Raw genomic sequence first — 25,446 nt, 5'->3', positions numbered from 1 at the left:
GACTCAGACTCCGGCCGCCCGCGCCTTCTCGAACACCTCGGCGGCGATGTCCTTCAGTTCCTCCGCGTCCCGCGCGATGCTCTGCAGGTCGACCATGATCTCCTCGAAGCCGATCCGCGCGTGCGCGACCAGGTCCTCGACGGTCTCGTCCACGCGCGCCTGGACGAGCCGCCGGCCGACGCCCTCGTCCCCCCTGGGCAGGCGGAAGCTGTTCACCCGCAGGACCGTCCGGATCGGCTCCGTGCGCCCCCGCTCGTGTGCCAGCTCCCGCAGCCGGCGCCACTGGGCGGCGATCAGCTCCGGTTTCCCGATGTTCACCGGCAGCCAGCCGTCGGCGTGGTCCACGAGCCGCCGCCAGGCCCGCTTGTTGCCCGCGGCGAGCAGGATCGGGATCGGCCGGGCCGGCTTGGGCCCGACGACCGCGGAGGCGATCCTGGTGACCGAACCGTCGTGGACGACCGGATCCGGACCCCAGACCTTGCGGCACACCTCGATGACCTCGTCCAGCACCGCGCCGCGCTCCTCGAAGGGCCGGACGCCCGAGGCCGCGTACTCGTCCAGGGACCAGCCCGTGCCGAAGCCCGCGATCACCCGGCCGCCGCTCGCCGCGTCCAGCGACGCGAGGGCCTTGGCGAGCTGGAACGGCACGTGCAGCGGCGCCACCAGGACGCTGGAGCCCAGCCGGACCCGCTCGGTGGCCGCCGCGGCCAGCGTGAGCGTGACCAACGGGTCCGCCGTGTTGCGGTACTCGTCGGGCCAGGCCATGCCCTCGATGCCGTAAAGGCCCTGCGTGGCCGGGTCCGGGAACAGGGCCCGCTCGAAGACCCACACGCTCTCGTAGCCGATCCGCTCGGCCGCGCGTGCCACGTCGGGCACGTCCCTGCCGAGGGCGTACTGCCGCATCTGGGGAAGACCGAGACCGAGCCGGGTCGTCATACCGCTGCTCCTCTGCAATCGGATGCGCGGCACCGACGTGCCGTGATCACCGGCACGTTCCGCGGGCCGCGCGGGACGCTGAGATCAGGCCGTGTCAGCAGGCCAGGGGGGTCAGCAGCATCCGGCCGGCGAAGCCCACCGCCGCGTCCAGCCGCTCGGTGAACTCCTCGGCGACGTCCTCGAACCGGCGCAGCGTCCACAGGGCCCGGGCCGCCGCCCAGGTCGCGTCCCGGGCCCGCTCCAGGCTCCAGGAGCCCAGCAGATGGGTGAGCGGGTCGGCGATCTGGAGCAGGTCGGGGCCCGGCATCAGTTCCTCGCGGATGCGCTCCTCCAGCGTGACGAGGAGGTCGCCCACGCGGTCGAACTCGTCCTCCAGCTCGGCCGGATCGCAGCCGAGCGTACGACAGGTGTCCACCACGGCGAGCGCCAGATCGTGTCCGATGTGCGCGTTGATGCCCGCCAGCGCGAACTGCAGCGGCCGTACGCCGGGATGGCGGCGCAGCTGGAACAGCGGCCGCCAGCAGGCGGGCGGACGGCGGTCCGCGGCCGCCGCGTCGACCGCCGCCAGATACCGCTCGGCGAACCGCACGTCCAGCGTGATCGCCGCCCGTCGGTCGGTGAACTCGCCGCTGTCCAGGCGCCGGTCGACCTCCTCGGTGACGGCGAGGTAGACGCGGTTGAACACGGCGACCCCGTCCCGCTCGGGCAGGACCGCGTCGAGCGCCCGCATCCGGGAGACGACCGCGTCGACGGGAGTGGTGAAGTGTTCCGACCGCGCCATGGGGGAAGGGTCCCAGCCCTGGGCCGACCGGCGTGCCGACCGGCCCGGTGCTTCGCCGGAACGGGGGAACGCGCGGCGGTCGCGAGGGGGACTGGCGCGGTGGCGGGGAGAAGACACCGTGTCAGGCCTACGTGCCGGGCGCCCGGCGAGCGGCGGGCCGCGCACAGGCGTGCCGTACGACGCCCGGTGGAGGGGGGAGACATCGTGTCAGGCTCACGTGCCCGGCGCCTGGCCGAGCGGCGGGCCGCGCACAGGCGTGCCGTACGGCGCGCGGTGATGGTCGTGGCGGCCTCGGCCGTGACCGGGATCGGCACCGTCACCGGAGTGCTCTCGGCGCTCGGCGACGGCCACGGCTCCGACCGGGCCCGGCCCGAGGCGAGGCATCGTCCGGCCCCGGCGAGCCCGCCCGCCGTACCACCGCCGGCCACGAGCGAACGGGGCACGAGTGCGCCGGTCACGGCGAAGCCGACGCCGACCCCCGGGCCGGTGACCAGGACCCCCGCCGCGGCCCGCAGCGAGAGGGAACAGCGGCTCGGCGCGATGTCCCCGCTCCTGTACCGCCACCCCGATTCCCGGGCCCAGGACTGGGTCCGGGCCCACCCCGACGATCCGCGCGCCGCCGTCATCGCGTCCCGGATCGCCGAACAGCCGGCCGCGGTGTGGTTCACCGACCCCGGCACGGACACCGTCGCGGCCCGGGTGCGCGCGGTCACCGCGGGAGCGGCGGCGCGGGGCCGGGTCCCGGTGCTCGTGCCGTACGCGATCCCGGACCGCGACTGCGGCGGCGCCTCCCAGGGAGGCGCCGCCGATCTCGCCGCCTACGACGCCTGGATCGACGCCTTCGCCGAGGGGCTGGGCTCGGGCGAGGTGATCGTGATCCTGGAACCGGACTCCATCGCGCAGTCGGACTGCCTGACGGAGGCCGACCGCGCCGCCCGGTTCGCCTCGCTCGCCCGCGCCGGCCGGGTCATGAAGACCGCGAACCCGCAGGCGCGGGTCTACTACGACGCCGGCCACTCCGGCTGGCACCCGCCCGACCGGCAGGCGGCACTGCTGAGACAGGCCGGCGCCGCCTCCTTCGACGGCATCTTCAGCAACGTCTCCAACTTCCGCGCCACGGCCGACGAGATCGCCTACGACCGTCAGGTCCTCGACGCCCTCGGCGGCCCGGCGGACCTCGGCGCGGTGATCGACACCAGCCGCAACGGCAACGGTGCCCCACCGGACGGCCGGTGGTGCGACCCGCCCGGCCGGAAGATCGGCCGGGCGCCGAACCTGACCACCGGCGAGGCGCGGATCGACGCCTACCTGTGGGTCAAGCTGCCCGGGGCGTCCGACGGCTGCAAGGGCCCGGCCGGGACCTTCGACTCCTCGTACGCCTACGAGTTGGCGCGCGGAGCCTCGGGGTCGTAGCTGGACGTGCCCTCGTCCAGCAGCGGCCCCTGCTTCTTCAGATGGGCCGGGGCGAAGGCGCGCAGCGCGTGGTACCCGGTGATGACGACCAGGGTGCCGAGGGCGATGCCGCTGAGCGAGAAGGTGTCGGTGAACTTCATGGTGACGTTGCCGACGCCGATGATGATGCCCGCGGCGGCCGGCACCAGGTTCAGCGGGTTGCGCAGGTCCACCTCGGCGTGGAGCCAGATCTGGGCGCCGAGCAGGCCGATCATGCCGTAGAGGATCACGGTGATGCCGCCGAGGACGCCGCCCGGGATCGCGGCCACGACCGCGCCGAACTTCGGGCAGAGGCCGAAGAGCAGGGCGAAGCCGGCGGCGGCCCAGTAGGCGGCGGTGGAGTAGACGCGGGTCGCGGCCATCACGCCGATGTTCTCGGAGTAGGTGGTGTTCGGCGGGCCGCCCACGGCGGTGGACAGCACGGAGCCGATGCCGTCGGCCGCGATCGCCGTGCCGAGCTTGTCGTCCAGCGGGTCGCCGGTCATCTCGCCGACCGCCTTGACGTGCCCCGCGTTCTCCGCGACCAGCGCGATGACGACGGGCAGCGCGACCAGGATCGCCGACCACTGGAAGGACGGCCCGTGGAAGGAGGGCAGGCCGATCCAGTCGGCCTTGGACACGCCGGAGAGATCGAGGCGCCAGTGGTCGGTGACCTTGCCGCTCGGGCTCATGGAGTGGATCTTGCCGAAGATCCGGTCGAAGGCCCAGGAGACGCCGTACCCGAAGACCAGGCCCAGGAAGATCGCGACGCGTGACCAGAAGCCGCGCAGGCAGACCACGGCCAGCCCCGTGAACAGCATGACCAGCAGCGCCGTCCACTGGTCCTGCGGCCAGTAGGTGGAGGCGGTCACCGGGGCCAGGTTGAAGCCGATCAGCATGACGACCGCGCCGGTGACGATCGGCGGCATCGCGGCATGGATGATCCGCGCCCCGAAGCGCTGCACCGCGAGCCCCACCAGGAACAGCACGGCACCGACGACGAGGACCGCGCCGGTCACGGTCGCGCTCGTACCGCCCTGCGCGCGGATGACGGCGGCCACGCCGACGAACGACAGGGAGCAGCCGAGGTAGCTCGGCACCCGGCCGCGGGTGGCGAGCAGGAAGATCACGGTCGCCACGCCCGACATCATGATCGCCAGGTTGGGGTCGAGGCCCATGAGTACGGGCGCCACGAAGGAGGCGCCGAACATCGCGACCACGTGCTGGGCGCCGAGGCCCACGGTACGGGGCCAGGAGAGCCGTTCGTCGGGGCGTACCACCGCTCCGGGCGCGGGCGTGCGCCCGTCACCGTGCAGCTTCCAGCGCACGCCGAGGTCCATGGTGGGGTTTCGCTTTCTCTGTACGTGAAGACGGTCCGAACCATTGTCAGGGGTACCTGGTGGCTCTACGCTCCCACGGTCCTACACGTGAATTCTGTTCACATAGCTGATCGAAGACGATCGGAGTGCCTGATGAATGGAAGATCCCGGGCGGCCGTGCTGCTGGCCGCGGTGGTGACCTTCGCGGCCGTGCTCGTCCCCTCCGCCCACGCGGCACCCAGGGCCCCGCGGACGGCCGTCCTCGACGGCGCCCGCCTCCAGCAGACCCGGGCTCACCTGGATCGCGACCCCCGACTGCGCCGTGCCCTGCGGGACTTGACCACCCGCGCGGACACCTGGCTGGACCAGGGCCCCTGGACGGTCGTCGACAAGCCGAAGCCCGCACCCGGCGGCGACGTCCACGACTACCTGAGCCAGGCCCCCTACTGGTGGCCCACGACCACCCCCACCGCCGACAACCCCTGGGGCTGCCCCTACGTCCAGCGCGACGGCCGGCGCAATCCGGAGGTCGACACCGGGACGGACCGCCAGGACGCCGAAAAGGTCTTCGACTCCACCTATGACCTCGCGCTCGCCTGGTACTACACGGGCGAGCGACGCTACGCGGAGAAGGCCGGGCGGATCCTGCGCACCTGGTTCCTGGACCCGGTCACCCGGATGAACCCGAACCTGGACCACGCCCAGTTCATCCCCTGCAAGTACGACGGCCGGGCCATCGGCATCATCGACTTCTCGCAGTCCTACACCAGCGTCCTCGACGCCCAGGCGATCCTCGCCACCGGCGCACCCGGCTGGACGGCCGAGGACCGCAGCGCCATGGGCCAGTGGAACTCCGACTTCCTCGGCTGGCTGAGGAACAGCGACTTCGGCAGGCAGGAGGGCGCCGCCGCCAACAACCACGGCACCTTCTACGACATGCAGCTCGCCGCCCTCGCCTACGCTACCGGCGACACCGCTCTGGCCCGGCGGACCGTGCTGGAAGCGCGCGGCAAGCGGATCGACCCGCAGATCGCGGCCGACGGCAGCCAGCCCCAGGAGCTGGCCCGCACCCGCAGCTGGCACTACTCGACCTTCGACCTGGTCGCCTACACCCGGCTCGCGGCCATCGGCCGGCACGTGGGTGCGGACCTGTGGGGTCATCAAGGGCCGGACGGGCAGAGCCTGTTCAAGGCGGTCGACTATCTGCTGCCGGCCGCGACCGGCGCCGCCGCCTGGCCGCACCCGGAGCTGGAGTTCTACCGCTACGCGGCGAGCGACGTCGTGCACGCGGCCGCGGACGCCGGGGACGCGGCGGCGCGGGCGGCCGTGCCGAAGCTCCAGGCGCCGCCCGGCGGAGACCTGTGGGCGCTGCGGCCCGCCGCCGAGCAACTGGACTCGATAGCGGGCTGACCAGCCACCTTCCCGACCGGGGCTCCTGAGCGGTCGCTTAGTATGGGACGTTGCCCGGGGGCGTGCCAGCCCCTTCCCACCGTTCAGGAGCCCTTTCCGTGACCGCCGAAGCCCCGACCGCCCCCGCCGTGTCCTACGGCCGGCTGATCCCCGTCACCGTCCACTTCGACGACCTCGACGCGCTCGGGCTCCTCCACAACGCCCGCTACCCGCTGATGGTCGAACGCGCCTGGACCGAGCTGTGGAGCGAGCACGGCGTCCGCTTCGACGGCGACTGGGTGGCGGCCGAAGACGCCTGCAACGCGGTCAAGGAACTGCGGATCAGCTACGAGGCACCGGTGACCCGCCCCGGCACCTACGCCGTCCACCTCTGGCTGGAACGGCTCGGCACCACCGGCCTGACCTACGGCTTCCGCTTCTGCTCGGCCGACGGCACGCAGACCTACGCCCAGGGCGCCCGGGTACTGGTCCGGCTGGACGCGACGACCCTGCGCCCGGCGCCGTGGACCGATGCCTTCAGGGCCGCGGGTCGGGAACTGCTGCGGCCTGCGGACTGATCTCCTTGCGGCCGCCGCGCTCGGCGGTGCGCAGCACACCCGCGAACACCACGAGCCCGCACGCCAGCGCCGTCACCACGCAGAACGACACCATCAGGCTGGTCGCCTGCGCCACCCCGCCGATCAGGCTCGGCGCGACCAGCCCCGAGGTGTAGGTGATGGTCGCCACGCCCGCGATGGCCTGGCTCGGGTTGGGCCCGGCGTGCCCGGCCGCCGCGAAGCACAGCGGTACGACCACCGCGATGCCGAGACCCATCAGGGCGAAGCCGCCCATCGCCACGGCCGGATGCCCAGCGAGGACGATCAGCAGCCCGCCCAGCCCGGCCAGGACTCCGCCGGCCCGGACCGTGCGGACCGCGCCGAAGCGGTTCACCACCGCGTCCCCGGCGATCCGGGCCACGGCCATCGTCAGCATGAAGCCGGTGGTCGAGGCCGCCGCCAGACCGGCCGAACTGTCCAGCCGGTCCCGCAGGAACACCGCCGACCAGTCCAGGCTCGCGCCCTCCGCGAACACCGCGCAGAACCCCACCGCGCCGATCAGCAGCGCGGAGCGGGGCGGGAGGGCGAACCGCGGGGGCGGCTCCTCGTCCTCGGCGGGCTGCACATCGAGCACCCAGGTGCAGGCCAGCAGTCCGAGGAGGGTGAGGGTGGCCGCGGCGAGCGCGTGGTGCAGGCGGGCGTCGGAGCCGAGGTGCGCGGCGAGCGTGCCCGCCGCCGAGCCGACGAGTGCCCCCGCGCTCCACATGCCGTGCAGCCCGGACATGATCGACTTCTCGAGCCGCCGCTCGATCTCGACACCCAGCGCGTTCATCGCCACATCGGCCATGCCGGCGGTGGCGCCGTAGACGAACATCGCCAGGCACAGGGTGTACAGGTTCGGCGCGAGGGACGGCAGGATCAGCGACAGCGTCCACAGTGCGAGCAGCCCGCGCAGGGCCGTACGACTGCCGAAGCGGTGACTGATCCGGCCCGCCAGTGGCATCGCGCACGAGGCGCCGAACGCCGTGAAGGCCAGCGCGAACCCCAACTGGCCCGCGCCGAGCGAGGCGTGGTCCTGGATCCACGGCACGCGGGTCGCGAAGGAGCCGGTCACGGCACCGTGCACGGCGAACACGGCCGCCACGGCGTACCGGGCGCGCCGCACCTCGTCGCGCGTAAAGCCCACGTCACTCATGTTCCAGCCCCTCCCCGGGAGTCGCCCGGACACGCGTCTGCTGCCCGCGCCGTAAACTATCAGGGAGCCTGCCTGATAGATAGACGGTCGTACGGCCGCAGGTCCCCTCGGCGCCGTCCCGGCCCCCGGCCGGTACGGTCGCAGCGATCTGGGAGGATTCCCGTCATGCCCGCATCACCCAGCACCGCCCGGGCCATCAACGACCGGTTGGCCCTGCGGCTGCTGCAGCAGGAAGGCCCGCTGACGGCAGGCCAGTTGAAGCAGCTGACGGGCCTGTCCCGGCCGACCGTCGCCGACCTCGTCGAACGGCTCACGGCCTCCGGACTGATCACGGTGGTCGGCGAGTCCGGCGAACAGCGCCGGGGCCCGAACGCCCGGCTGTACGGCATCGTCGCCGACCGCGCCCACCTCGCCGCCCTCGACGTCCGTACCGAGGGCGTCTTCGTGCTGGTCTCCGACCTGGTCGGGCGGGTGCTCGCCGAGGCGTCCGTGCCGATCGGCGGTGACGCCGGGACCGGACCGGCCGTGGAGCAGGCGGTGGCCGCCGTGGAGCGGACCGCGAAGGAGGCCGGGGCGGACCGGCTGCACACCGTCGGGATCGGCGCCCCCGGGCTCATCGACCCGGCCACCGGCGACCTGCGTGACTCCGCCGGACTGCCCGCCTGGCACCGCAGCCTGGCCGCGGCCCTGCAGGAACGGCTGCCCGGGGCCCGGGTCACCGTGGAGAACGAGACCAACCTGGCCGCCCTGGCCGAACAGCGCGAGGGCGCCGCCCGGGACCGGGACACCTTCGTCCTGCTCTGGCTCGGCCACGGCGTCGGCGCCGCGGTCGTCCTCGACGGCACGCTCCGCCGAGGTGCCTCGGGCGGCACGGGCGAGATCGGCTTCCTGCCGGTCCCCGGAACCGGCTCACTGCCCTCGGCGACGGACTGCGACGGCGGCTACCACTCACTGACCGGGGCGGCGGCGATCGTGTCCCTGGCGGGGGAGTGCGGTCTGCCGGTGCCGGCCACGGCGGACGGACCGGGGGCGGCCGTGGCGGTGCGGGGGGCGGTGGCAAAGGTGCCGCCGGAGCCGGTTCCGGCGGCACCGTCGGCAGTGGCTGCCCCCGCCCACCGCTTCCTGCACGCCCTGGCCGACCGGATCGCCGTGGGGGCCGCCTCCGTCGTGGCCGTCCTCGACCCTGGGTGCGTGGTGCTCGGCGGGGAGGTCGGCCAGGCCGGGGGAGCGGTGCTCGCCGCGCTCGTGGCGGAGCGACTGCAGGGGATGTCGCCGCTGCCCACCGAGGTACGGCCGAGCAGCCTCGGCGGTACCGCCGTGCTGCGAGGCGCCCTGTTGACCGCCCGCGAGCGGGCCCAGGACGAACTCTTCGCCCCGCCGGAACGCTAGGCCGTCGCTCCTCGCGTGCGGCGCGTTGCTCCTCGTATAGTCCGCCTTTCTTGTTACGGTTCGTCCGCCGGTCTTTCCTCGAGACATGAATATGAAAAAATCGCAGCGACGGAGCCGTTCGATGCGCGAGATTTCATACGAAGAGCAAACGGTCGAATCTGGCAATCCCCTGGCGCGTTTCGCCCATCGCACCCGCATGGCGATGGCAATCGAAATCGTCACCGATCTGTGCGCGCATCACGCCACTGTCGTCGATTTCGGCGCAGGGCCGGGCCTTTTTCTGCACACGCTCGGCGAGGCGCGCCCCGACGTCACGCTCGTCGGACACGACCCGTACATGCAGCCGACGTTCCCCGAAGTGAAGTACGCGGACTCGCTGGACGGCATCGCGCCGCGGAGCGTCGACGTCATGACGGCGTTCGAGGTGTGCGAGCACCTTTACGAAAAGGAAGTCGATGCGCTGTTGGAAGACGCGTCGCGCATTCTCCGGCCCAGCGGCGCGCTCGTCATTTCCGTACCGATCATGTATGGCCTGGCGATCGTTCCGAAGGTGTCCAACTGGATGATCCGCAGCCGCTCGCTCAGAACGGAATACACGGCTGCGGAAGTATGGAAGGCGATGGTCGGAATCCGTGTGCGCCGACCGGATGATCCGCGAACGACGCACAAGGGTTTCGACTTCCGTGAACTCCGTGAGGTGGTGAGCGAGCGGTTCTGCATCGATGCCGTGCGTCTGAGCCCGGTGCGGCGCGTGCCCTGGTGGCTGAGTTCTCAGTACTTCATGATCTGTCGACCGAAGGCGCGGAACTGAGGCGCGCGGCCCGGTGGCGAGCCAGGCGCCCGGGTGCTCGATGCCCGCGCGGTCGGCGCCGCCGGCCGTACAGCCGGGGACGGTGGGCCTCGAACGCGTCGGCGGGCGTCGTGCGGTCACCCTGCCAGGGGGCCGCGGGTGAACATGCCGTGCCCCCTGGCGGCCCGGCGGCGGGCAAGGGCCGTCGTCACCGCCGCCGGGCCCGCCCGCACCCTAAAAGGACTAGACCAGTGCGGTCAATGGGTGCGGACCACGGTCAACGCTCTTTCGCCGCGCACCAGTTGGCGGACACGACTTCGCCGCGCAAGGCCGGTGACACGCAGTGTGAGCGAGCCCACACCCTTCACCTGTCTGGGCGAGCGTCGGGCGTGGCACACTGGCCGTGTACCAGAAGCAGCGCACTCCGGGGTCGGTGAAAGTCCGAACCGGCGGTTATAGTCCGCGACCCGGTCGCTTCCAGCGGCCGGTTGACCAGGTGGAATTCCTGGACCGACGGTTAAAGTCCGGATGGGAGGCAGTGCGCGGCGGGCGGGCATGCGTCACGTGTGCGCGCCGCCGTATCTGGACCCGTCCGTACACGGACGCGTCCTGTTCGGCGACGCCTCCGGTGTGTGCTCATCCGTAGATTCTGTCGTCATCGACAGGCCCCGGAGTCCGTGCCCCAATGAGGCAGGAGGACCCGGGAAGTGTTCACCGGAATCGTCGAAGAGCTGGGTGAGGTCACCGCCGTCGAGAACCTCGGCGACGCCTCCCGCTTCCGGCTCCGCGGACCCGTCGTCACCGAGGGCGCGCAGCACGGCGACTCCATCGCCGTGAACGGGGTCTGTCTCACCGTGGTCGACCACGAGGGCGACGAGTTCACCGCCGATGTCATGGCCGAGACGCTGAACCGCTCCAGCCTGGGCGCGCTCGCCGTCGGCTCCCGCGTCAACCTGGAGCGCCCCACCGCCGTGGGCGCGCGCCTCGGCGGGCACATCGTGCAGGGACACGTCGACGGCACCGGACAGGTGCTGGAGCGCAAGCCGTCCGAGAACTGGGAGATCGTCAGGATCTCGCTCCCCGCGGACCTCGCCCGCTACGTCGTGGAGAAGGGCTCCATCACGGTCGACGGCATCAGCCTCACCGTCGTCGAGGCCGGTCAGGACCACTTCACCGTCAGCCTCATCCCGACCACCCTCGCCCTGACCACGCTCGGCCACAAGCAGCCCGGCGACCCGGTCAACCTCGAGGTCGACGTCATCGCCAAGTACGTGGAGCGGCTGCTCGCGGCCGGACAGGGGGCCGGCCGGTGAACTGGCTGAACTCCGAGGCGTTCACCCTCTTCGGCCAGCACATCATCTGGTCGGACATGGTCGGCAACATCCTCGGCCTGATCACCCTCGCCCTCGGCTGGCGCCGCTCCCTGCTGACCTGGCCCGTGCAGTTCCTGTCCGGCCTCGTCCTCTTCTCCGCCTTCTACGGCCACCTGACCGGCAGCGCCGGCAAGCAGGTCGTCGTCATGGCCGTCGCGCTGTACGGCTGGTGGCAGTGGCAGCGCAGCAAGAACCGGTCCGGGGACGGCCACATCACCCCCCGCTTCGCCACCTGGCGCGAGCGTGCGGCGATGCTCGGCGCGGCCGCCGCCGGCACGGTCGCGGTGGCCCTGCTCTTCAAGGCCTACCCGTCCCTCTCCTGGGACCCCTGGCCCGACGCCTACATCTTCGTCGGCACCATCGTCGCCATGTACGCCCAGGCCAAGGGCATGGTCGAGTTCTGGTTCGCCTGGCTGCTCGTCGACCTCGTCGGCGTGCCCCTCAACTTCGCCAACGGCTACGCCTTCTCCGGTTTCGTCTACGTCATCTACGGCGCACTCGTCCTGTGGGGCATGCGCGACTGGTGGCTGCGCTCCCGCAGGGGCCCGCGGCCCGTCCTGGAAGGAGCGCCGGCATGACCTCGGCACCGCCGCTGTACGACACCGACACCCCGGAGAACTTCGGGCTCGACCCCGTCGAGCAGGCCATCGCCGACATCGCGGCCGGCCGACCCATCGTGGTCGTCGACGACGAGGACCGGGAGAACGAGGGCGACCTCGTCATCGCCGCCGAGAAGGCGACCCCCGAGATCGTCGCGTTCATGATGAGCGAGTGCCGCGGTCTGATCTGCGCGCCCATGGAGGGGGAGGAGCTGGACCGGCTCCGGCTGCCGCAGATGGTCGAGGACAACACCGAGTCGATGAAGACCGCGTTCACCGTCTCCGTGGACGCCTCGGCCGCCCACGGCGTGAGCACCGGCATCTCGGCCGCCGACCGCGCGACCACCCTTCAGCTCCTCGCGAGCGGCACGGCGGAGCCGACGGACTTCGTCCGCCCAGGCCACGTCTTCCCGCTGCGCGCCAAGCCCGGCGGGGTACTCGTCCGCAACGGCCACACCGAGGCCGCCGTGGACCTCGCCCGGCTCGCGGGCCTGCGCCCGGCCGGCGCCATCGTGGAGATCGCCGGCGAGGACGGCCGGATGCTGCGGCTGCCCGAGCTGATCCCGTTCGCCCGCAAGCACGGCCTGACGATCATCTCCATCGAGGACCTGATCGCCTACCGCCGCAGCAGCGAGCCCACCGTCCGCCGTGAGGCCGAGACCCGCCTGCCCACCCGGCACGGCACCTTCCGGGCCTACGGCTACCGGTCCACCGTCGACGGCGTGGAACACGTCGCCCTCGTGCACGGCGAGATCGGTGACGGCGCGGACGTCCTGGTCCGCGTCCACTCCGAGTGCCTCACCGGTGACGTCTTCGGCTCCCTGCGCTGCGACTGCGGGCCCCAGCTGGACAGCTCGCTGGAGCGCATCCAGGCCGAGGGCCGCGGTGTCGTCGTCTACCTGCGCGGACACGAGGGACGCGGCATCGGGCTGCTGTCCAAGCTGCGCGCCTACGAGCTTCAGGAGCAGGGCCGCGACACCCTCGACGCCAACCTCGAACTCGGGCTGCCCGCCGACGCCCGCGACTACGGCGCCGGGGCGCAGATCCTCGCCGACCTCGGCGTCCGCAGCGTCCGGCTCATGACGAACAATCCCGACAAGACCGACGCGCTGCTGCGTCACGGCCTGAAGGTCACCGGCCGCGTGTCGATGCCGATCCAGGCCGGCGAGCACAACCTCCGGTACCTGCGCACCAAGCGGGACCGGATGGGGCACGACCTGCCATGGCTGGACACGTCCGCCGTGGCAGCCCCCGCGGCCGGGTCCGCGACCACCTGTGGCAACCAGTAAGCGAAAGAGCATCGAGGAGAGACGTGAGCGGCAAGGGTGCACCGGAGCTGTCCGTACGCAACGCCAGCGACCTGAGGGTCGCCGTCATCGCGGCACAGTGGCACGAGAAGGTGATGGACGGTCTGGTGAACGGCGCCCTGCGCGCCCTGAGCGAACTGGGGATCGACGAGCCGACCCTGATCCGGGTCCCCGGCAGCTTCGAGCTGCCGGTCGCCGCCAAGGTCCTCGCGGGCCGCGGCTACGACGCGGTGGTCGCCCTCGGTGTCGTCATCCGCGGCGGCACCCCCCACTTCGACTACGTGTGCCAGGGCGTGACCGCGGGCCTCACCCAGGTCTCCGTCGAGACCGGCGTCCCCGTCGGCTTCGGCGTGCTCACCTGCGACACCGAGGAGCAGGCCCTGGACCGGGCGGGCATCGAGGGCTCCAACGAGGACAAGGGGCACGAGGCGGTGACGGCCGCCGTGGCGACGGCGACCACACTCCGCTCAGTATCTGAACCCTGGCACTGAGGTACCGCCCGAACCGCGTAGGGTGGGACCACCATGTCCAAGAAGACGTTCGAGCAGCTCTTCACCGAGCTGCAGCACAAGGCCGCCCACGGCGATCCCGCCACCTCCCGCACCGCCGAGCTGGTCGGCAAGGGTGTCCATGCCATCGGCAAGAAGGTCGTCGAAGAGGCCGCCGAGGTGTGGATGGCCGCCGAGTACGAGGGCACGGAAGCGGCCGCCGAGGAGATCTCGCAGCTGCTGTACCACGTCCAGGTGATGATGGTCGCCCGCGGCATCTCCCTGGACGACGTCTACGCCCACCTGTGAACCCACCAGCTCGCATTCACTCTCTCAACGCGAAGGAAGCCGACCTCATGCTGCGCATCGCCGTCCCCAACAAGGGTTCCCTTTCCGGCCCTGCGGCGGAGATGCTGCATGAGGCCGGCTACCAGCAGCGCCGCGAGTCCAAAGAGCTGCGGATCGTCGACCCGGAGAACGAGGTCGAGTTCTTCTACCTCCGCCCCCGCGACATCGCGATCTACGTCTCCTCCGGCCGCCTCGACATCGGCATCACCGGCCGTGACCTGCTGATCGACTCCGGCGCCGACGCCGAGGAGATCCTGCCGCTGGGCTTCGCCCGCTCCACCTTCCGCTTCGCCGCCAAGCCGGGCACCGCGAGCGGCATCGAGGACCTGAAGGGCAAGACGGTCGCCACCTCTTACGAGGGGATCGTCGCCGGGCACCTCGCCGACAGCGGCATCGACGCCTCCGTCGTCCACCTGGACGGGGCCGTGGAGACCGCGATCGAGCTGGGCGTCGCCGAGGTCATCGCCGACGTCGTCGAGACCGGCACCAGCCTGCGCAACGCGGGCCTGGAGGTCTTCGGCGAGCCGATCATGAAGTCCGAGGCGATCGTCATCCGCCGCACCGGCGCCGACGGCGAGGAGCCGAAGGTCCAGCAGTTCCTGCGCCGCCTCCAGGGCGTCCTGGTCGCCCGGACCTACGTGATGATGGACTACGACTGCCGCGTCGAGCAGCTCGAGAAGGCCGTGGCCCTCACCCCCGGCCTGGAGTCGCCGACCGTCTCCCCGCTGCACAACGAGGGCTGGGTCGCGGTGCGCGCCATGGTTCCCGCCAAGGAGGCGCAGCGGATCATGGACGATCTCTACGCCATCGGCGCCCGCGCCATCCTGACCACGGCCATCCACGCCTGCCGCCTGTAAGGGGTCCGCACCGAGATGTCCGATGTCCCCACCCTTCCCGTCACCTTCCGGCCGGGCCACACCCGGGCGATCCTGCTGACCGCCGGCGTCGTGATCTTCCTGGTGATCTCCGGGATAGCGATGCTGCTGGAGCTGGGCCCGGGGGAGCGGCTCAGCTTCGTCGTCACCGGTGCGCTCATCTTCTGGGTGCTGGCCCAGCTGGCCCGGGTGAAGGTCGTCGCCGACGAGTCCGGCGTCACCGTCGTCAACATCGCCAGCAGGCGGCGCCTGGACTGGGCGGAGATCGTCCAGGTGAACCTCCGTCCGGGCGATCCTTGGGTGTTCCTCAACCTCAGCGACGGCACCAGCCTGCCCGCGCTCGGCATCCAGCCGGGCCTCGCCAAGCAGCGCGCCATCGCCGACGCGCGAGCCCTGAGGGCGCTCGCCGAGGCCCGCTCGGCCGCCCGTCAGGCGCAAGATCAGGGATGACTCCGGGGCGCCCACCCTGCCCGTGCGGCCCGTGTCTTGATTAATCTGGTGGCGGAGGCCTTTTCGCTGCGCCTCCGCCCCTGCGCGCCGCCCGGTGCACAGGGGTTCCTGCTACCCGAGGAGTGACTCCCTCCAGCGATGGACGGATCGTCCTGTAGTACCTGCGCCGCCCCGACCCGACAGCACGGGAAGGCGGTGGCATCGTGACCATCCCCCTGCTGCTCCTCGGAGCGGCCTTCCTGCTCATCCTGGCCAACGGCTTCTTCGTGGCGGCCGAGTTCGGCCTGGTGACGGTCGAGCGCCCGGAAGCCGAGAAGGCCGCCGCCGACGGCGACAAACGCGCCCGTACGGTCGTGGAGTCGCTGAAGGAGCTGTCCTTCCAGCTCTCCGGCACCCAGCTCGGCATCACCATCACCTCCCTGGTCGTCGGCATGCTCGCCGAACCGGCCCTGGCCGAGCTGCTGCACGGCCCGTTCGCCGCCCTCGGCATCCCCGAGGGCGCCGCCTCCGGGGTCGCCGTGGTCGTCGGCATGCTGCTGGCCTCCGCGATCCAGATGGTGATCGGCGAACTCGTGCCCAAGAACTGGGCGGTGTCCAAGCCCCTGCAGGTCGCGCGGTTCGTGGCCGGCCCGCAGCACCATTTCTCCCGCCTGTTCCGGCCGGTGATCGCCGCACTCAACACGGTCGCCAACCGGCTGGTCCGCGCGCTCGGCGTCGAACCCGCCGAGGAGCTGGCCTCCGCCCGCACCCCCGGCGAACTGGTCTCCCTGGCCCGGCACTCCGCGCAGGCCGGCGCCCTGGAGCAGGACACGGCCGACCTCTTCGTCCGCACGCTCTCCCTGGGCGAGCTCACCGCGCAGCACGTCATGACCCCCCGGGTGAAGGTCAGCGCGCTGCAGGACTCGGCCACCGCCGAGGACGTCGTCAACCTCACCCGGGCCACCGGCCTGTCCCGCTTCCCCGTCTACCAGGAGAAGATCGACGAGATCGTCGGCATGGCCCACCTCAAGGACGCGCTGGCGATCCCCGTGCACGACCGGCTGCGCACCCCGGTCGGCCGTATCGCCCGCAAGGCGCTCCTCGTCCCCGAGACCCTGCCCGTCCAGCCGCTCCTGTCCCGGCTGCGCAGCGAGCAGCCCATCGCGGTCGTCGTGGACGAGTACGGCGGCACGGCCGGCGTGGTCACCTTGGAGGACATCGTCGAGGAACTCGTCGGCGAGGTCCGCGACGAGCACGACGCCAAGGACGTGCCCGAGCTGGCCGCCGCTCCGCCCGAGGACGGCAAGCCGGCCTGGGACGTCGACGGCAGCTGCCGTGTCGACATCCTCCAGCGCATAGGCCTCGACGTGCCGGAGGGGCCGTACGAGACCGTCGCCGGTCTGGTCGCCGACCTGCTCGGCCGCATCCCGGCCCCCGGCGACCGGGCCGAACTGCCCGGCTGGCGGCTCTCCGTCCGGCAGGTCGGCCACTACCGCGCCGAACGGGTCCGCCTGGTCAGGACGGCCCCGGCGGTCAACGTCATGGAGGCGGCCCGATGAGCGTCCTCCAGTTGGTCTTCGCCGCGCTGCTCGTGCTCGCCAACGGCTTCTTCGTCGGCGCCGAATTCGCGCTCGTCTCCGTCCGCCGCAGCCAGATCGAACCCCTCGGCACGGCACGGGCCCGCCAGGTGCTGTACGGCCTGGAACGGCTGCCCGAGATGATGGCCGCGGCCCAGTTCGGCATCACCGTCTGTTCCCTGACGCTCGGCGCGGTCGCCGAGCCGACGGTGGCGCACCTGCTGGAACCGCTGTTCGAGGCGATCCACCTCCCGCACGGCATGATCCACCCTCTCGGCTATGTCGTCGCCCTGGCCGCCGTGGTCTTCTTCCACCTGGTCATCGGCGAGATGGTCCCCAAGAACCTCGCCATGGCGGCGCCCGAGAAGGCGGCACTGTGGCTCAGCCCGGGCCTGGTCTACTTCGCCCGCCTCTGCAAGCCGATCACCGTGTCTCTCGGCGCCTGCGCCCAGGGCATCCTGCGGCTCTTCCGCGTCGAGCCGAAGGACGAGGTCGAGGCCGTCGTCACCAGCGAGCAGCTGAACCGCCTGCTGGAGGACTCGGGCCAGGCGGGCCTCCTCGACCCCGAGGAGCAGGAGCGGCTGGAGGACGCGCTGGAACTGGGTTCCCGGCCGGTGACGGACGTCCTGCTGCGCCGGGAGTCCCTGGTCACGGTGACGCCGTCGGTGACGCCGGGCGAGATCGTCGAGCTGACCGCCCGCACGGGCTACTCCCGCTTCCCGGTGGCGGCGGCGGAGAAGGGGCCCTTCATGGGGTACGTCCATGTGAAGGACGTCCTCGACCTGGAGGACTCCGACCGAGCCGTCCCCCAGCACGTGTGGCGCCCCATGACCACCCTCCGTGCCGAGCTGCCGCTCGACGACGCTCTGACGGTGATGCGCCGGGCGGCCACGCATCTGGCCCAGGTGGCGGACGCGACCGGCAGGGTGCTGGGCCTGGTGGCCCTGGAGGACGTACTGGAGCTGCTGGTCGGAGAGGTACGGGATCCGGCGCACCGCGAGATGCCGGAGCCCAGGGCGAGCGGGGAACCGGAGGAGGCACTGGCGGGCTGAGGCCACCCGTCGACCGGAGGCGGGTTGACCGGAGCATGCCCGTGTCACCGGTACGGCTCTAGAGTCCTCGCATGACCGAAGATCTCAACGCTGTCCTCGCCCGCCTCGACGCGTGGCTGGAGTCCCACGCGCCGGCGGACCACGCCGCGCTGAACCCGCCCGCCGCGCAGGAACCCTTGGAGGCGCTCCGGCACTGAGCCGCCCGCCCACCCGACCCCGGCCGCGCGTCCGTCAGACGAGGAGACATGGCGTATTCACCGACCGGCCAGAGCCAGATTGGCCCCGTCCCGCAGATCCTCCAGGCCCTGCGCGACGACGGCGGCCGGGGCGAGGCACGCCTGGCGGACGTCCGTCGCGGCGGGCCCGGTCGCGCAGCCCAGCCGGTCGTACTCCCCAGCCGCGGCCCGCACCTTCCGTGCGGTCGTGTCCAGGGTCGCGAATCCGCTCCGCCCGTCGATGTCCCGCAGGGCCAGGCCGGCGGTCTCAGCGGTGGCCTCGGCCGCCGCCCCGCACGCGACGGTGAACATCCGGGGCGACGACGTGGAGCAGGGCGAGTGCACGCCCGAACCGAATCTGGCCTCGTCCGCCGAAATGCTCCGCTCGAGATCCTCCTTCACTTTTTCGGCAGCCCTCGCCTTGGCGGACTCGGCCGGTGCGGATCCCCGCGACGGTGCGGTGGAAAGGGCGGACGGCCGGGACGCACTCTCCTTGGGCGCACCGGTGCAGCCGGTGAGGACGGCCCCCGAAACTCCCAGTACGGCCATCGCCCGAAGTACATGCCATTTCATGTCCGTCTCCATTCGAAAACTTTGCCCGGTCCTTGCCGATGCTTATCCGCTCGAAAAGCGCGAGACAAAATCTAACCCCTTGACGTGTACAGGTAAAGCTGCGATCTTTTTTTCGGGCGGGGATTATCATTCCCGGCCCGAAGGTGAAAAGAGAAACTACAAAGGGGATGTCGTGCGCATACGATTCGCTTTCGGTGCGGCCTTGCTCGCCGCATGTGCCCTGCTGTTCGGGGCGTCCTCGGCCCAGGCCCTGGGCAACGGGAGCACCACGCTCTGCTCGCACTACGGGGGCACGCTCTGCCTCTTCTACAATTCCAACCTCGGAGGCTCCCGCGTCGGTATCTACGGCCAGGTCCCGAATTACGCCGTCAACGCCCCCGCGTGCAGCTCGCAGGGCTGCCCCCAGTAGGAGTTCCTGACGAGCGGAACCGGTCAGTACAAGCCCGTGAAGAACGACGCCGCCTCCGTCTACAACGAGGCCAGCCGGGTGTACTGGGTCTACTACAACAGCAGCTACAGCGGTTCCGCGGGACCAGTGGGACCCGGAAGGCTACGGCACGTTCTACGGCAATCTGAACGCGACCTACAACGAGAACGCCTCACAGCTGGCGAACGCTGACCTCTGATCCCGGCGCACACCCGGAACACGGTGATTCAGGCGGGCGAAGGCCCGCCTGAAGGCTCGCTCGGACCTCTGCCGGACAGCACCTCCCCGTACGCCTGCATGAGGTCCGGCAGCCGCAGCGTCGCCAGATCCTCCCGGGAGAGCGAGCCGGCATACGTCGACAACCGGAGATCCCGATACGCACAACTCTTCTCGTACAGGGTCCGCAGAAAGCGCCCGTTGCCCAGCTCGTCGATCCACCCCTGATCGACCACGTGCCCGGCGATCGACCGCAGCTCCTCCAGCGCCTCCTCGTCCCATCCGTCGCCGTTCTCCGAGGCGAGCACCTTCCCGATCTCGGTGAGTTCCTGCGGCCGGTAGGAAGGGAAGTCGACACGGGTGGTGAAGCGGGACGACAGCCCGGGATTCGCCGCGAGCAGCCGGTCCATGCCCTCCGGATAGCCGGCCAGGATCACCACCAGGTGGTCCCGGTTGTCCTCGGCCCGCTTGAGCAGCACCTGCAGCGCCTCGTCGCCGTACGCGTCCCCCTTGCCGTACCCGGAGTTGGACAGCGAGTACGCCTCGTCCACGAACAGCACCCCGCCGATCGCGGAGTCGATCAGCTCGTTGGCCTTCACGGCGGTCTGCCCGAGGTACTCGCCGACCAGATCGGCCCGCTGGGCCTCCACCAGGTGATCCCCGCCGAGCAGGCCCAGCGCGTAGAACACCCGCCCGAGAATCCGCGCGACCGTGGTCTTGCCGGTGCCGGACGGCCCGGAGAAGACGAAATGCCGTTTCGGCGGCTGCACCGGCAGCCCCTGCCCGGTCCGCAGCCGGGCCATGTTCAGCTGCGCGGACAACGCCTTGACCTGGCGCTTGACCGGCTCCAGCCCCACCATCCGCTCCAGCTCGGCGAGCGCCTCCTCGAGCAGGCCCGGATCGGTCGGCCCGGCGGGGATCGCGGACGACGACACCCCTGTCGTCTTCACGCGCACCGCCGGATCGCTCACCGACGGCAGGGGCCCCGTCGGCAGATCCGGTTCCGTCAGCCGCAGATCGCGGCTCTCCGTGCCGAAGATCGGATCGAAGCCGTCCGGCCCGTCCACGGTGTCCTGCCCGACGCCGGTCAACGTGATCGAGGCGAGTCCGGCCGCGTCGTCGTACCCGTCGCCCTCGGCGATCGCGGCGAGCCGCGCGGAGGTGTCCATGAAGGCCGGGTCGACGCGGTGCACCGCCCGGTACAGCGGGAGCGCGGCGGCCGAGCGCCCGGTGCCCTCATGGGCGCGCGCCAGCCAGTACCGCAGCTCCTTGCGCTGCGGCTGCTCGCTGCGGCACCGCATCAGCGCCGCGGAGAGCAGGGGCTCGGCCTGCCCGTACATCTCCAGCCGTACCCGGGCCATGCCGCCGAACAGGCCCGCCTCGATGCCGAGCAGGGGATCGTCCAGCAGCGGATCGGTGTGGCGGACGAGCTGGTCCCAGTCCTTGACCAGGTAGGCGCGGCAGGCGTGCAGGAAGCGGACGTGCGGATCGGTGTCGACCGGCGGCAGCCCGGCGAGGGCCCGGTCCAGCTCGGGCACGTGCCGGCCGTCCAGCCAGTGCGAGGCGTGCGCCAGCAGCAGATCGCGCGGGCTCTCCAGCACCGGCTGCACCCACCAGCCCAGCCAGTACCAGGAGTTGAGGGCCCGGCGGTGCCGGGTGCGCTGTTCCCCGAAGCGGTCGCGGTGCCGGAACATCCTGAGCAGCGCGGTCGTCGTGTCGACCCGCAGCGCGTGCAGCCCGAGCCAGGCGTCCGCCATGCCCGGGTCCATCCGCACCGCGGTGCGGAACTCCTCCTCGGCCTGCGGGTAGGCGCCCATCGTGTAGGCGTCCACACCTCGCAGCCAGGCGAGGTCGGCCGGGGCCTCGGGGCCCTGCGTGCCGAAGTCCATCACGTCCCCCCACAGACCGTGCCCCCGTGGTTCACCACCGGGCAGTCGCCCGACGGCCGCCGCGGTCGAACCGCTGTGCCGCGGACCGGAGTTGCAGGTGCGCGAGGCAGCCGCTCGAAGGTCGCACCGAGGGCATCGTACCCGCGGGCCGCCCGCCTGCCGAAGGGTGCCGCACAGGCCGTTCGACGAGGCGGAAGCAGACGGGGCGCACACCATGTCGTGACCGTGGGTGACCGTATCGGTGCGCGGGGCGCCCGGAAAACGGGCCGCGGGCAGAACGAAGCCCCCGGTCACGGGGGAACAACCGGGGGCTTCGCGTCGGTGGGCGGCACCGAACGGCCGCACATTGAGAACGTAAGACCTGGACGGGCCCCCGGTCAAGCGCAGTTGAGGCACTTGGAGAAGTTCGCCCGCAAGGGCCTTCACGACTTCACCACATTGCCTACAATCCCTCACGCTGCGTAGTCATTTGGTCCGGTCCAGGAGGCGACCCCGGCCCCGGCAGCACCTCATATCCCTCAGGTGTCTGCAGCACCAGCAGATCGGCATGGGGGCGCGAAGGGTCGGCGGCGAAGTGCGCCCGCTCCGCCGCGACCCAGCCGTCCCAGAACTCCCGCTGCTCCGCGCCGTCCCGCGAGCGTCCGCGCCTCCAGGACTCTGCCGCGGGCAACTCCATCCACAGCAGCCCCGCCAGATGCGGCCGCAACGCACGGCGGCCGGCGCCGACGCCCTCCAGCAGCACCACGGGCGCGGGCGGCAGCGGGCGGGGCGCGCCGAACACGCGAGCGCGCCAGTCGTAGGGGGCGTAGCGCGCCGTTTCGCCACGGGCCAGGGGCTCGATCACCTGCGCCATGAGCCGGTCGGTCCACGCGAAGAGCTGCTCGTGGCTGGCGATGTCGTCGAGATGGAGCACCGGTGCCCCGCCCAGCGCGGCGGCCAGGCGCGCGGCGAAGGTGGACTTTCCGGAGCCGGCGTGCCCGTCGACGCCGATCAGCCGGACCGGCCCCACGGAGGGGGGAAGCCCGCGCAGCCGGGCGGCGAGGTCGTGAATGGTGCTTCCCGAGGTGTGGTGCGGTGTGGCGGGTTTTTCCGGAAACAGTCTAGTAGTGGCCCGGCGTGCCGCGGCCACCCGTACTCCACCCGTGCCATCGGGCCGGAAGACGTCTCGATTTGAACCATCGGCTGGCAGCCAGTCAATCACGGCGATAAGCGATCCGAATCCCCTGACCGATATGTCGAATTCGGCGTTCCGGGTGTGCCCGCCGCTGAGTAAGGTGCCTCCTGCGCAACTGTGACGCGTCGAACGGGGACGGGCGGGTGGGCATGGCCGCGGAGTTATTCGAAGGGCACTATGTATGGCATCCGGCGGCCGACGACCGTGTCCTGGCAAGCGTTTGCGTCGATGTGCGCGCCGGACGTTATCGATACGCGTTCGAGGCGCTCGCCGAGACGCGTTCCGACTTCGCCCTGCGCGCCCACCGCTCGTTGGTGCTCGCCTCCGAGGCGGCCGGCACCGATCTGGTGGAGCGCTGGCTGGCCGAGGAGCCGACGCCCGAGGCGGCGCTGATGTGGGCGCGGGTCGCGGTGCAGCGCGCGCTGCGGGCGGCCGACGCGCGGGACGAGCGCGCCGAGGCGCTGGAGCGGATCGCGCTGACCGCCTGCGACCGCGCCGCCGCCCTGGCCCCCGACGACCCCACCCCCTGGGTCGCCAAGCTGGCCATGGCCCGGCTGCACCGGCTGCGTGACCCCGCCCCGCAGGGGATGCTCACCGCCCCGCCGGGTCCCTGGCGGCTCTTCGCGCACGTCCTGTCCCTGGACCCGTGGCACCGCGAGGCCCACCACCGCTTCCTGTCCTGCTTCTTCACGCGCCACGGCGGCTCGGTCAACGCCGCCTGGGACGTGGCCGCCTTCCTCAGCCAGCGGGCACCCGCCGACTCCGCCCTGCGGCTGCTTCCCCTGGTGGCCCTGGTGGAGAGCTACAACCCGACCCAGCTGCTCGCCGACCGGGTCTGGGAACAGCCCCAGTGGCGCTCCACCGCGCTGGCGATCTACCACAACTGGCTGCCGGCGGTGGCCGGTTACCGCTTCACACCGGTGCTCGACCTGGCCTACCTCGCGCACGCGCTGGTCATGGCCCAGCGCGAGTTCGAGGCCCGGGCGGTGTTCACAGCGATGGGCCCGTACGCCTCGCGCATGCCCTGGAGCGCCTTCGGCGACCCCGCCGAGCAGCTCTCCCGCGCCCGGCGCGCCTGCGGACTGCCCGTCCCCGGGCCCGCCTGACCCCGCTCGTCCCCCTTTTCCCCATCGAGAGAAAGGCCGATCAGTGTCGGAACGGACATCGTCGCCCCGAGCGAAAGCTCGCGCGAAATCCGGCGCGGGTGAAGACGCGGTCGTGCTCGACGACGACGCGACCCTGCACGCGATGGGTTATCCGCGAAAACTCACCCGACGCTTCAAGGCGTTCGACAATTTCGCGATCTCCTTCACCATCATCAATATCCTCTCGGGTATTTTCTCGTCCTTCGGATTCGGGATGAGTGCGGGCGGCCCCCGCATTCTCGTGTTCGGCTGGATCGGCGTCTCGGTCATGGTGCTGCTCATCGGTGCGGCCATGGCAGAAGTCGCCTCGGCCTATCCGACGAGCGGTGCGCTGTATTTCTCCGCCGGTAAACTCGCCAAGCGGCACAAGGGCGCCTGGTCCTGGTTCACGGGCTGGTTGAACTTCGTGGGCCAGATCGGTGGCACCGCCGCCACCGGCTACGCGGCCGCCACCTTCATCCAGGCGTTCGTGCAGCTGCAGTGGCCCTCCTACCAGCCGACCGCGCACCAGACCGTGCTGATCACGGCTCTGATCATCGTGCTGCAGGGACTCGCCAACACCTACACCGTCCAGCTCGTCGCCCTGCTGAACCGCATTTCCGTGTGGTGGCTGCTGATCGGACTCGTCGTGATCGTCGGCGCACTCATAGTGATGCCCGATCATCATCAGCCGGCGTCCTTCGTCACCCATTTCGAGAACAACACCGGCTTCACGAGCGGACTTTACGGCGGCATGCTCGGCCTGCTGGTCACCAGCTGGACCTTCACCGGGTTCGACGGCAGCTTCCACATGTCCGAGGAAACGGTCGGCGCCACGGTCAACGCCCCGAAGGGGATCACCCGCGCCATCGGCTATTCGGCGATCACCGGCCTGATCCTCATGCTTGCACTGGTCTACAGCATTAACGACTACGCCAAGGTGGCCGGGGCGGGTACGCCGCCCGTCCAGATTCTCATCGACGGCCTCGGTCTCGGCACCGCCAAGGTCATGCTCCTCATCGTCATCGGCGCGATGCTCTTCTGCGGTCTGGCCAACCTCACCAGCAACACCCGGCAGATCTTCGCCTTCTCCAGGGACGGCGCCATGCCCGGTTCCCGCTGGTGGCACTCGGTCTCGCTGCGCACCCGTACCCCCGTGAAGGCGGTGTGGCTCGCGGTGGGCTGCTCGCTGGCCCTCGTCGTCCCCGGCTGGTGGTCGCACACCGCGTTCACGGCCATCGTCAGCGTCAATGTGGTCGGGCTCTTCCTCGCCTACGCCGTACCGATCTTCCTGCGGCTCCGGCTCGGTGACGCGTTCCAGCCCGGCCCTTGGCATCTGGGTCGCTGGGGCCGGCCGGTCGGCTGGCTCGCGGTGATCTGGATCCTGCTGAGCAGCGTCCTGTTCATGCTGCCGCAGGCCTCGCCGATCACCGTCGACTCCTTCAACTACGCGCCGATCGCGCTCGCCGTCGTCCTGCTCGTGGCCACGGTGTGGTGGTTCGCCACCGCCCGCCGCCGCTTCCAGGGCCCGGTCAGCTACGGCCGCCCCGACGAGGTCGCCGCGATGGACCTCGTCTGACCCATCCGGCCGCCAGGGACCCACCTCCCGGGCCGTCCGGCGGGACCCATCCGGCCGCCTGGGACCTACACCCCGGCGATCCGGCCCGACCCGTCCGGCCGCCCGGGACCTACACCCCGGGCCGTCCGGCGGGACCCGCCCGGCCGCCCAGGGCCTACGTCCGAGGCGATCCGGCCGGACGGGCCCGGCCCCGGTCCCACTCCTCGGGCCGCCCCCACCCGCCATCCGGCCCCGGCGCACGGCATTTGGCCCGCGTCGGGGCCTTCGCGCACCTTGGGGAAACCCCTTTCAGTGGCCCAGACCAATATTGGTGGCACGGCATACGCCGAAGTGCTGGCAGGGGCATGCCGCTTGATCCATAGTTGGCGCACAACCGTCACCGGACCAGCCCCGACTCGGACACCTGGGGGTATT

The 25,446-nt window shown here is 71.3% G+C and carries 25 protein-coding genes and 1 riboswitch; of the genes, 18 read left to right on the top strand and 7 right to left on the bottom strand.

Annotated features, from left to right (window positions below; translation table 11 throughout):
- Window positions 1-3: 3 nt before the first annotated feature.
- Both ACGFRF_RS16275 and ACGFRF_RS16270 read right to left on the bottom strand, forming a co-directional pair.
- Window positions 4-936 carry an LLM class F420-dependent oxidoreductase gene (locus ACGFRF_RS16275; RefSeq protein ID WP_393740301.1) on the bottom strand — a complete coding sequence of 311 codons (933 nt, stop codon included), beginning with the start codon at window positions 934-936 and terminating at the stop codon, window positions 4-6.
- A 94-nt stretch (window positions 937-1,030) separates the two neighbouring features.
- Window positions 1,031-1,717, bottom strand: a complete 687-nt coding sequence (locus tag ACGFRF_RS16270) for a DUF5995 family protein (protein ID WP_393740299.1) — start codon at window positions 1,715-1,717, stop codon at window positions 1,031-1,033.
- A gap of 276 nt (window positions 1,718-1,993) precedes the next feature.
- On the opposite strand from ACGFRF_RS16270, the gene ACGFRF_RS16265 reads away from it, so the two are divergent.
- Window positions 1,994-3,130 carry a glycoside hydrolase family 6 protein gene (locus ACGFRF_RS16265; protein WP_393740861.1) on the top strand — a complete coding sequence of 379 codons (1,137 nt, stop codon included), beginning with the start codon at window positions 1,994-1,996 and terminating at the stop codon, window positions 3,128-3,130.
- Here the strand turns inward: ACGFRF_RS16265 and ACGFRF_RS16260 are convergent.
- Complete coding sequence (locus ACGFRF_RS16260) at window positions 3,097-4,488, bottom strand: uracil-xanthine permease family protein (protein ID WP_393740297.1); 1,392 nt, start codon at window positions 4,486-4,488, stop codon at window positions 3,097-3,099. The two genes, ACGFRF_RS16265 and ACGFRF_RS16260, sit on opposite strands and share 34 nt — an antisense overlap.
- Window positions 4,489-4,620: 132 nt before the next feature.
- On the opposite strand from ACGFRF_RS16260, the gene ACGFRF_RS16255 reads away from it, so the two are divergent.
- Both ACGFRF_RS16255 and ACGFRF_RS16250 read left to right on the top strand, forming a co-directional pair.
- Window positions 4,621-5,877 (top strand): alginate lyase family protein, encoded by a 1,257-nt coding sequence (locus ACGFRF_RS16255; RefSeq protein ID WP_393740295.1) that lies wholly within the window; start codon window positions 4,621-4,623, stop codon window positions 5,875-5,877.
- A gap of 98 nt (window positions 5,878-5,975) precedes the next feature.
- The gene (locus tag ACGFRF_RS16250; RefSeq protein ID WP_393740293.1) at window positions 5,976-6,434 is read left to right on the top strand and encodes an acyl-CoA thioesterase; all 459 of its coding nucleotides are present in this window, start codon (window positions 5,976-5,978) and stop codon (window positions 6,432-6,434) included.
- Here ACGFRF_RS16250 and ACGFRF_RS16245 read toward each other — a convergent pair.
- A complete protein-coding gene (locus ACGFRF_RS16245; protein ID WP_393740291.1) occupies window positions 6,394-7,608 on the bottom strand; it encodes an MFS transporter in 1,215 nt (404 codons plus the stop codon). The two genes, ACGFRF_RS16250 and ACGFRF_RS16245, sit on opposite strands and share 41 nt — an antisense overlap.
- A gap of 165 nt (window positions 7,609-7,773) precedes the next feature.
- Here ACGFRF_RS16245 and ACGFRF_RS16240 point away from each other — a divergent pair, with 165 nt between their 5' ends.
- From ACGFRF_RS16240 to ACGFRF_RS16185, 12 genes are all read left to right on the top strand, one after another.
- Entirely contained in the window at window positions 7,774-8,997 is a 1,224-nt protein-coding gene (locus tag ACGFRF_RS16240; RefSeq protein ID WP_393740290.1) for an ROK family transcriptional regulator, read from the top strand.
- A gap of 121 nt (window positions 8,998-9,118) precedes the next feature.
- The gene (locus tag ACGFRF_RS16235) at window positions 9,119-9,808 is read left to right on the top strand and encodes a class I SAM-dependent methyltransferase (protein ID WP_393740288.1); all 690 of its coding nucleotides are present in this window, start codon (window positions 9,119-9,121) and stop codon (window positions 9,806-9,808) included.
- A 394-nt stretch (window positions 9,809-10,202) separates the two neighbouring features.
- Window positions 10,203-10,333: riboswitch (FMN riboswitch) on the top strand.
- 161 nt (window positions 10,334-10,494) lie between these two features.
- The gene (locus ACGFRF_RS16230; RefSeq protein ID WP_393740287.1) at window positions 10,495-11,100 is read left to right on the top strand and encodes a riboflavin synthase; all 606 of its coding nucleotides are present in this window, start codon (window positions 10,495-10,497) and stop codon (window positions 11,098-11,100) included.
- A complete protein-coding gene (locus ACGFRF_RS16225; RefSeq protein ID WP_393740285.1) occupies window positions 11,097-11,738 on the top strand; it encodes a nicotinamide riboside transporter PnuC in 642 nt (213 codons plus the stop codon). Before ACGFRF_RS16230 ends, ACGFRF_RS16225 begins: the two co-directional genes overlap by 4 nt.
- Window positions 11,735-13,048, top strand: coding sequence for a bifunctional 3,4-dihydroxy-2-butanone-4-phosphate synthase/GTP cyclohydrolase II (locus ACGFRF_RS16220; protein WP_393740283.1), 1,314 nt, complete (start codon window positions 11,735-11,737; stop codon window positions 13,046-13,048). The genes ACGFRF_RS16225 and ACGFRF_RS16220 overlap by 4 nt, the downstream gene beginning before the upstream one ends.
- 23 nt (window positions 13,049-13,071) lie before the next feature.
- Window positions 13,072-13,557 (top strand): 6,7-dimethyl-8-ribityllumazine synthase, encoded by a 486-nt coding sequence (gene ribH / locus ACGFRF_RS16215; protein WP_393740281.1) that lies wholly within the window; start codon window positions 13,072-13,074, stop codon window positions 13,555-13,557.
- A 33-nt stretch (window positions 13,558-13,590) separates the two neighbouring features.
- Window positions 13,591-13,863 (top strand): phosphoribosyl-ATP diphosphatase, encoded by a 273-nt coding sequence (locus ACGFRF_RS16210; RefSeq protein WP_392200296.1) that lies wholly within the window; start codon window positions 13,591-13,593, stop codon window positions 13,861-13,863.
- A 47-nt stretch (window positions 13,864-13,910) separates the two neighbouring features.
- Complete coding sequence (gene hisG, locus ACGFRF_RS16205; protein ID WP_393740279.1) at window positions 13,911-14,759, top strand: ATP phosphoribosyltransferase; 849 nt, start codon at window positions 13,911-13,913, stop codon at window positions 14,757-14,759.
- A gap of 15 nt (window positions 14,760-14,774) precedes the next feature.
- A complete protein-coding gene (locus ACGFRF_RS16200) occupies window positions 14,775-15,227 on the top strand; it encodes a PH domain-containing protein (RefSeq protein WP_393740277.1) in 453 nt (150 codons plus the stop codon).
- Window positions 15,228-15,430: 203 nt separating this feature from the next.
- Window positions 15,431-16,765, top strand: a complete 1,335-nt coding sequence (locus tag ACGFRF_RS16195; RefSeq protein WP_393740275.1) for a hemolysin family protein — start codon at window positions 15,431-15,433, stop codon at window positions 16,763-16,765.
- Window positions 16,762-17,835, top strand: coding sequence for a hemolysin family protein (locus ACGFRF_RS16190; RefSeq protein WP_393740273.1), 1,074 nt, complete (start codon window positions 16,762-16,764; stop codon window positions 17,833-17,835). Before ACGFRF_RS16195 ends, ACGFRF_RS16190 begins: the two co-directional genes overlap by 4 nt.
- A 71-nt stretch (window positions 17,836-17,906) precedes the next feature.
- Window positions 17,907-18,032 carry a hypothetical protein gene (locus tag ACGFRF_RS16185; protein ID WP_393740271.1) on the top strand — a complete coding sequence of 42 codons (126 nt, stop codon included), beginning with the start codon at window positions 17,907-17,909 and terminating at the stop codon, window positions 18,030-18,032.
- A gap of 57 nt (window positions 18,033-18,089) precedes the next feature.
- Here ACGFRF_RS16185 and ACGFRF_RS16180 read toward each other — a convergent pair whose 3' ends face one another.
- Window positions 18,090-18,623, bottom strand: a complete 534-nt coding sequence (locus ACGFRF_RS16180) for a hypothetical protein (protein WP_393740269.1) — start codon at window positions 18,621-18,623, stop codon at window positions 18,090-18,092.
- Between the two features lie 172 nt (window positions 18,624-18,795).
- On the opposite strand from ACGFRF_RS16180, the gene ACGFRF_RS16175 reads away from it, so the two are divergent.
- Window positions 18,796-19,032, top strand: coding sequence for a hypothetical protein (locus tag ACGFRF_RS16175; protein WP_393740268.1), 237 nt, complete (start codon window positions 18,796-18,798; stop codon window positions 19,030-19,032).
- Window positions 19,033-19,277: 245 nt separating this feature from the next.
- Here the strand turns inward: ACGFRF_RS16175 and ACGFRF_RS16170 are convergent, their stop codons facing one another.
- Both ACGFRF_RS16170 and ACGFRF_RS16165 read right to left on the bottom strand, forming a co-directional pair.
- Window positions 19,278-21,155: an AAA family ATPase gene (locus ACGFRF_RS16170; RefSeq protein WP_393740266.1), complete on the bottom strand. Its 1,878-nt coding sequence runs from the start codon at window positions 21,153-21,155 to the stop codon at window positions 19,278-19,280.
- A gap of 442 nt (window positions 21,156-21,597) precedes the next feature.
- Window positions 21,598-22,206, bottom strand: coding sequence for a uridine kinase (locus tag ACGFRF_RS16165; RefSeq protein WP_393740859.1), 609 nt, complete (start codon window positions 22,204-22,206; stop codon window positions 21,598-21,600).
- A 272-nt stretch (window positions 22,207-22,478) separates the two neighbouring features.
- Between ACGFRF_RS16165 and ACGFRF_RS16160 the strand changes: the two genes are divergently transcribed.
- Both ACGFRF_RS16160 and ACGFRF_RS16155 read left to right on the top strand, forming a co-directional pair.
- Entirely contained in the window at window positions 22,479-23,435 is a 957-nt protein-coding gene (locus tag ACGFRF_RS16160; RefSeq protein WP_393740264.1) for a hypothetical protein, read from the top strand.
- A gap of 43 nt (window positions 23,436-23,478) precedes the next feature.
- On the top strand, window positions 23,479-25,032 hold the full coding sequence (locus tag ACGFRF_RS16155; RefSeq protein ID WP_393740262.1) for an amino acid permease: 1,554 nt from the start codon (window positions 23,479-23,481) through the stop codon (window positions 25,030-25,032).
- Window positions 25,033-25,446: the final 414 nt, after the last annotated feature.

The organism is Streptomyces sp. NPDC048521, from assembly GCF_043199855.1.
Taxonomy (GTDB): domain Bacteria; phylum Actinomycetota; class Actinomycetes; order Streptomycetales; family Streptomycetaceae; genus Streptomyces.
The sequence above is the reverse complement of the archived record's forward strand: the minus strand, read 5'-3'. Positions and strand labels throughout refer to the sequence as shown.

Bases quoted from the DNA above. Each gene is read 5' to 3' on its own strand.
- ACGFRF_RS16260 (WP_393740297.1), bottom strand. From the start codon at position 4,488: ATGGACCTCGGCGTGCGCTGGAAGCTGCACGGTGACGGGCGCACGCCC.
- ACGFRF_RS16270 (WP_393740299.1), bottom strand. From the start codon at position 1,717: ATGGCGCGGTCGGAACACTTCACCACTCCCGTCGACGCGGTCGTCTCC.
- ACGFRF_RS16210 (WP_392200296.1), top strand. From the start codon at position 13,591: ATGTCCAAGAAGACGTTCGAGCAGCTCTTCACCGAGCTGCAGCACAAG.
- ACGFRF_RS16220 (WP_393740283.1), top strand. From the start codon at position 11,735: ATGACCTCGGCACCGCCGCTGTACGACACCGACACCCCGGAGAACTTC.
- ACGFRF_RS16200 (WP_393740277.1), top strand. From the start codon at position 14,775: ATGTCCGATGTCCCCACCCTTCCCGTCACCTTCCGGCCGGGCCACACC.
- ACGFRF_RS16265 (WP_393740861.1), top strand. From the start codon at position 1,994: ATGGTCGTGGCGGCCTCGGCCGTGACCGGGATCGGCACCGTCACCGGA.
- ACGFRF_RS16255 (WP_393740295.1), top strand. From the start codon at position 4,621: ATGAATGGAAGATCCCGGGCGGCCGTGCTGCTGGCCGCGGTGGTGACC.
- ACGFRF_RS16235 (WP_393740288.1), top strand. From the start codon at position 9,119: ATGCGCGAGATTTCATACGAAGAGCAAACGGTCGAATCTGGCAATCCC.
- ACGFRF_RS16185 (WP_393740271.1), top strand. From the start codon at position 17,907: ATGACCGAAGATCTCAACGCTGTCCTCGCCCGCCTCGACGCGTGGCTG.
- ACGFRF_RS16275 (WP_393740301.1), bottom strand. From the start codon at position 936: ATGACGACCCGGCTCGGTCTCGGTCTTCCCCAGATGCGGCAGTACGCC.
- ACGFRF_RS16170 (WP_393740266.1), bottom strand. From the start codon at position 21,155: ATGGACTTCGGCACGCAGGGCCCCGAGGCCCCGGCCGACCTCGCCTGG.
- ACGFRF_RS16245 (WP_393740291.1), bottom strand. From the start codon at position 7,608: ATGAGTGACGTGGGCTTTACGCGCGACGAGGTGCGGCGCGCCCGGTAC.
- ACGFRF_RS16180 (WP_393740269.1), bottom strand. From the start codon at position 18,623: ATGAAATGGCATGTACTTCGGGCGATGGCCGTACTGGGAGTTTCGGGG.
- ACGFRF_RS16190 (WP_393740273.1), top strand. From the start codon at position 16,762: ATGAGCGTCCTCCAGTTGGTCTTCGCCGCGCTGCTCGTGCTCGCCAAC.
- hisG (WP_393740279.1), top strand. From the start codon at position 13,911: ATGCTGCGCATCGCCGTCCCCAACAAGGGTTCCCTTTCCGGCCCTGCG.
- ACGFRF_RS16160 (WP_393740264.1), top strand. From the start codon at position 22,479: ATGGCCGCGGAGTTATTCGAAGGGCACTATGTATGGCATCCGGCGGCC.
- ACGFRF_RS16240 (WP_393740290.1), top strand. From the start codon at position 7,774: ATGCCCGCATCACCCAGCACCGCCCGGGCCATCAACGACCGGTTGGCC.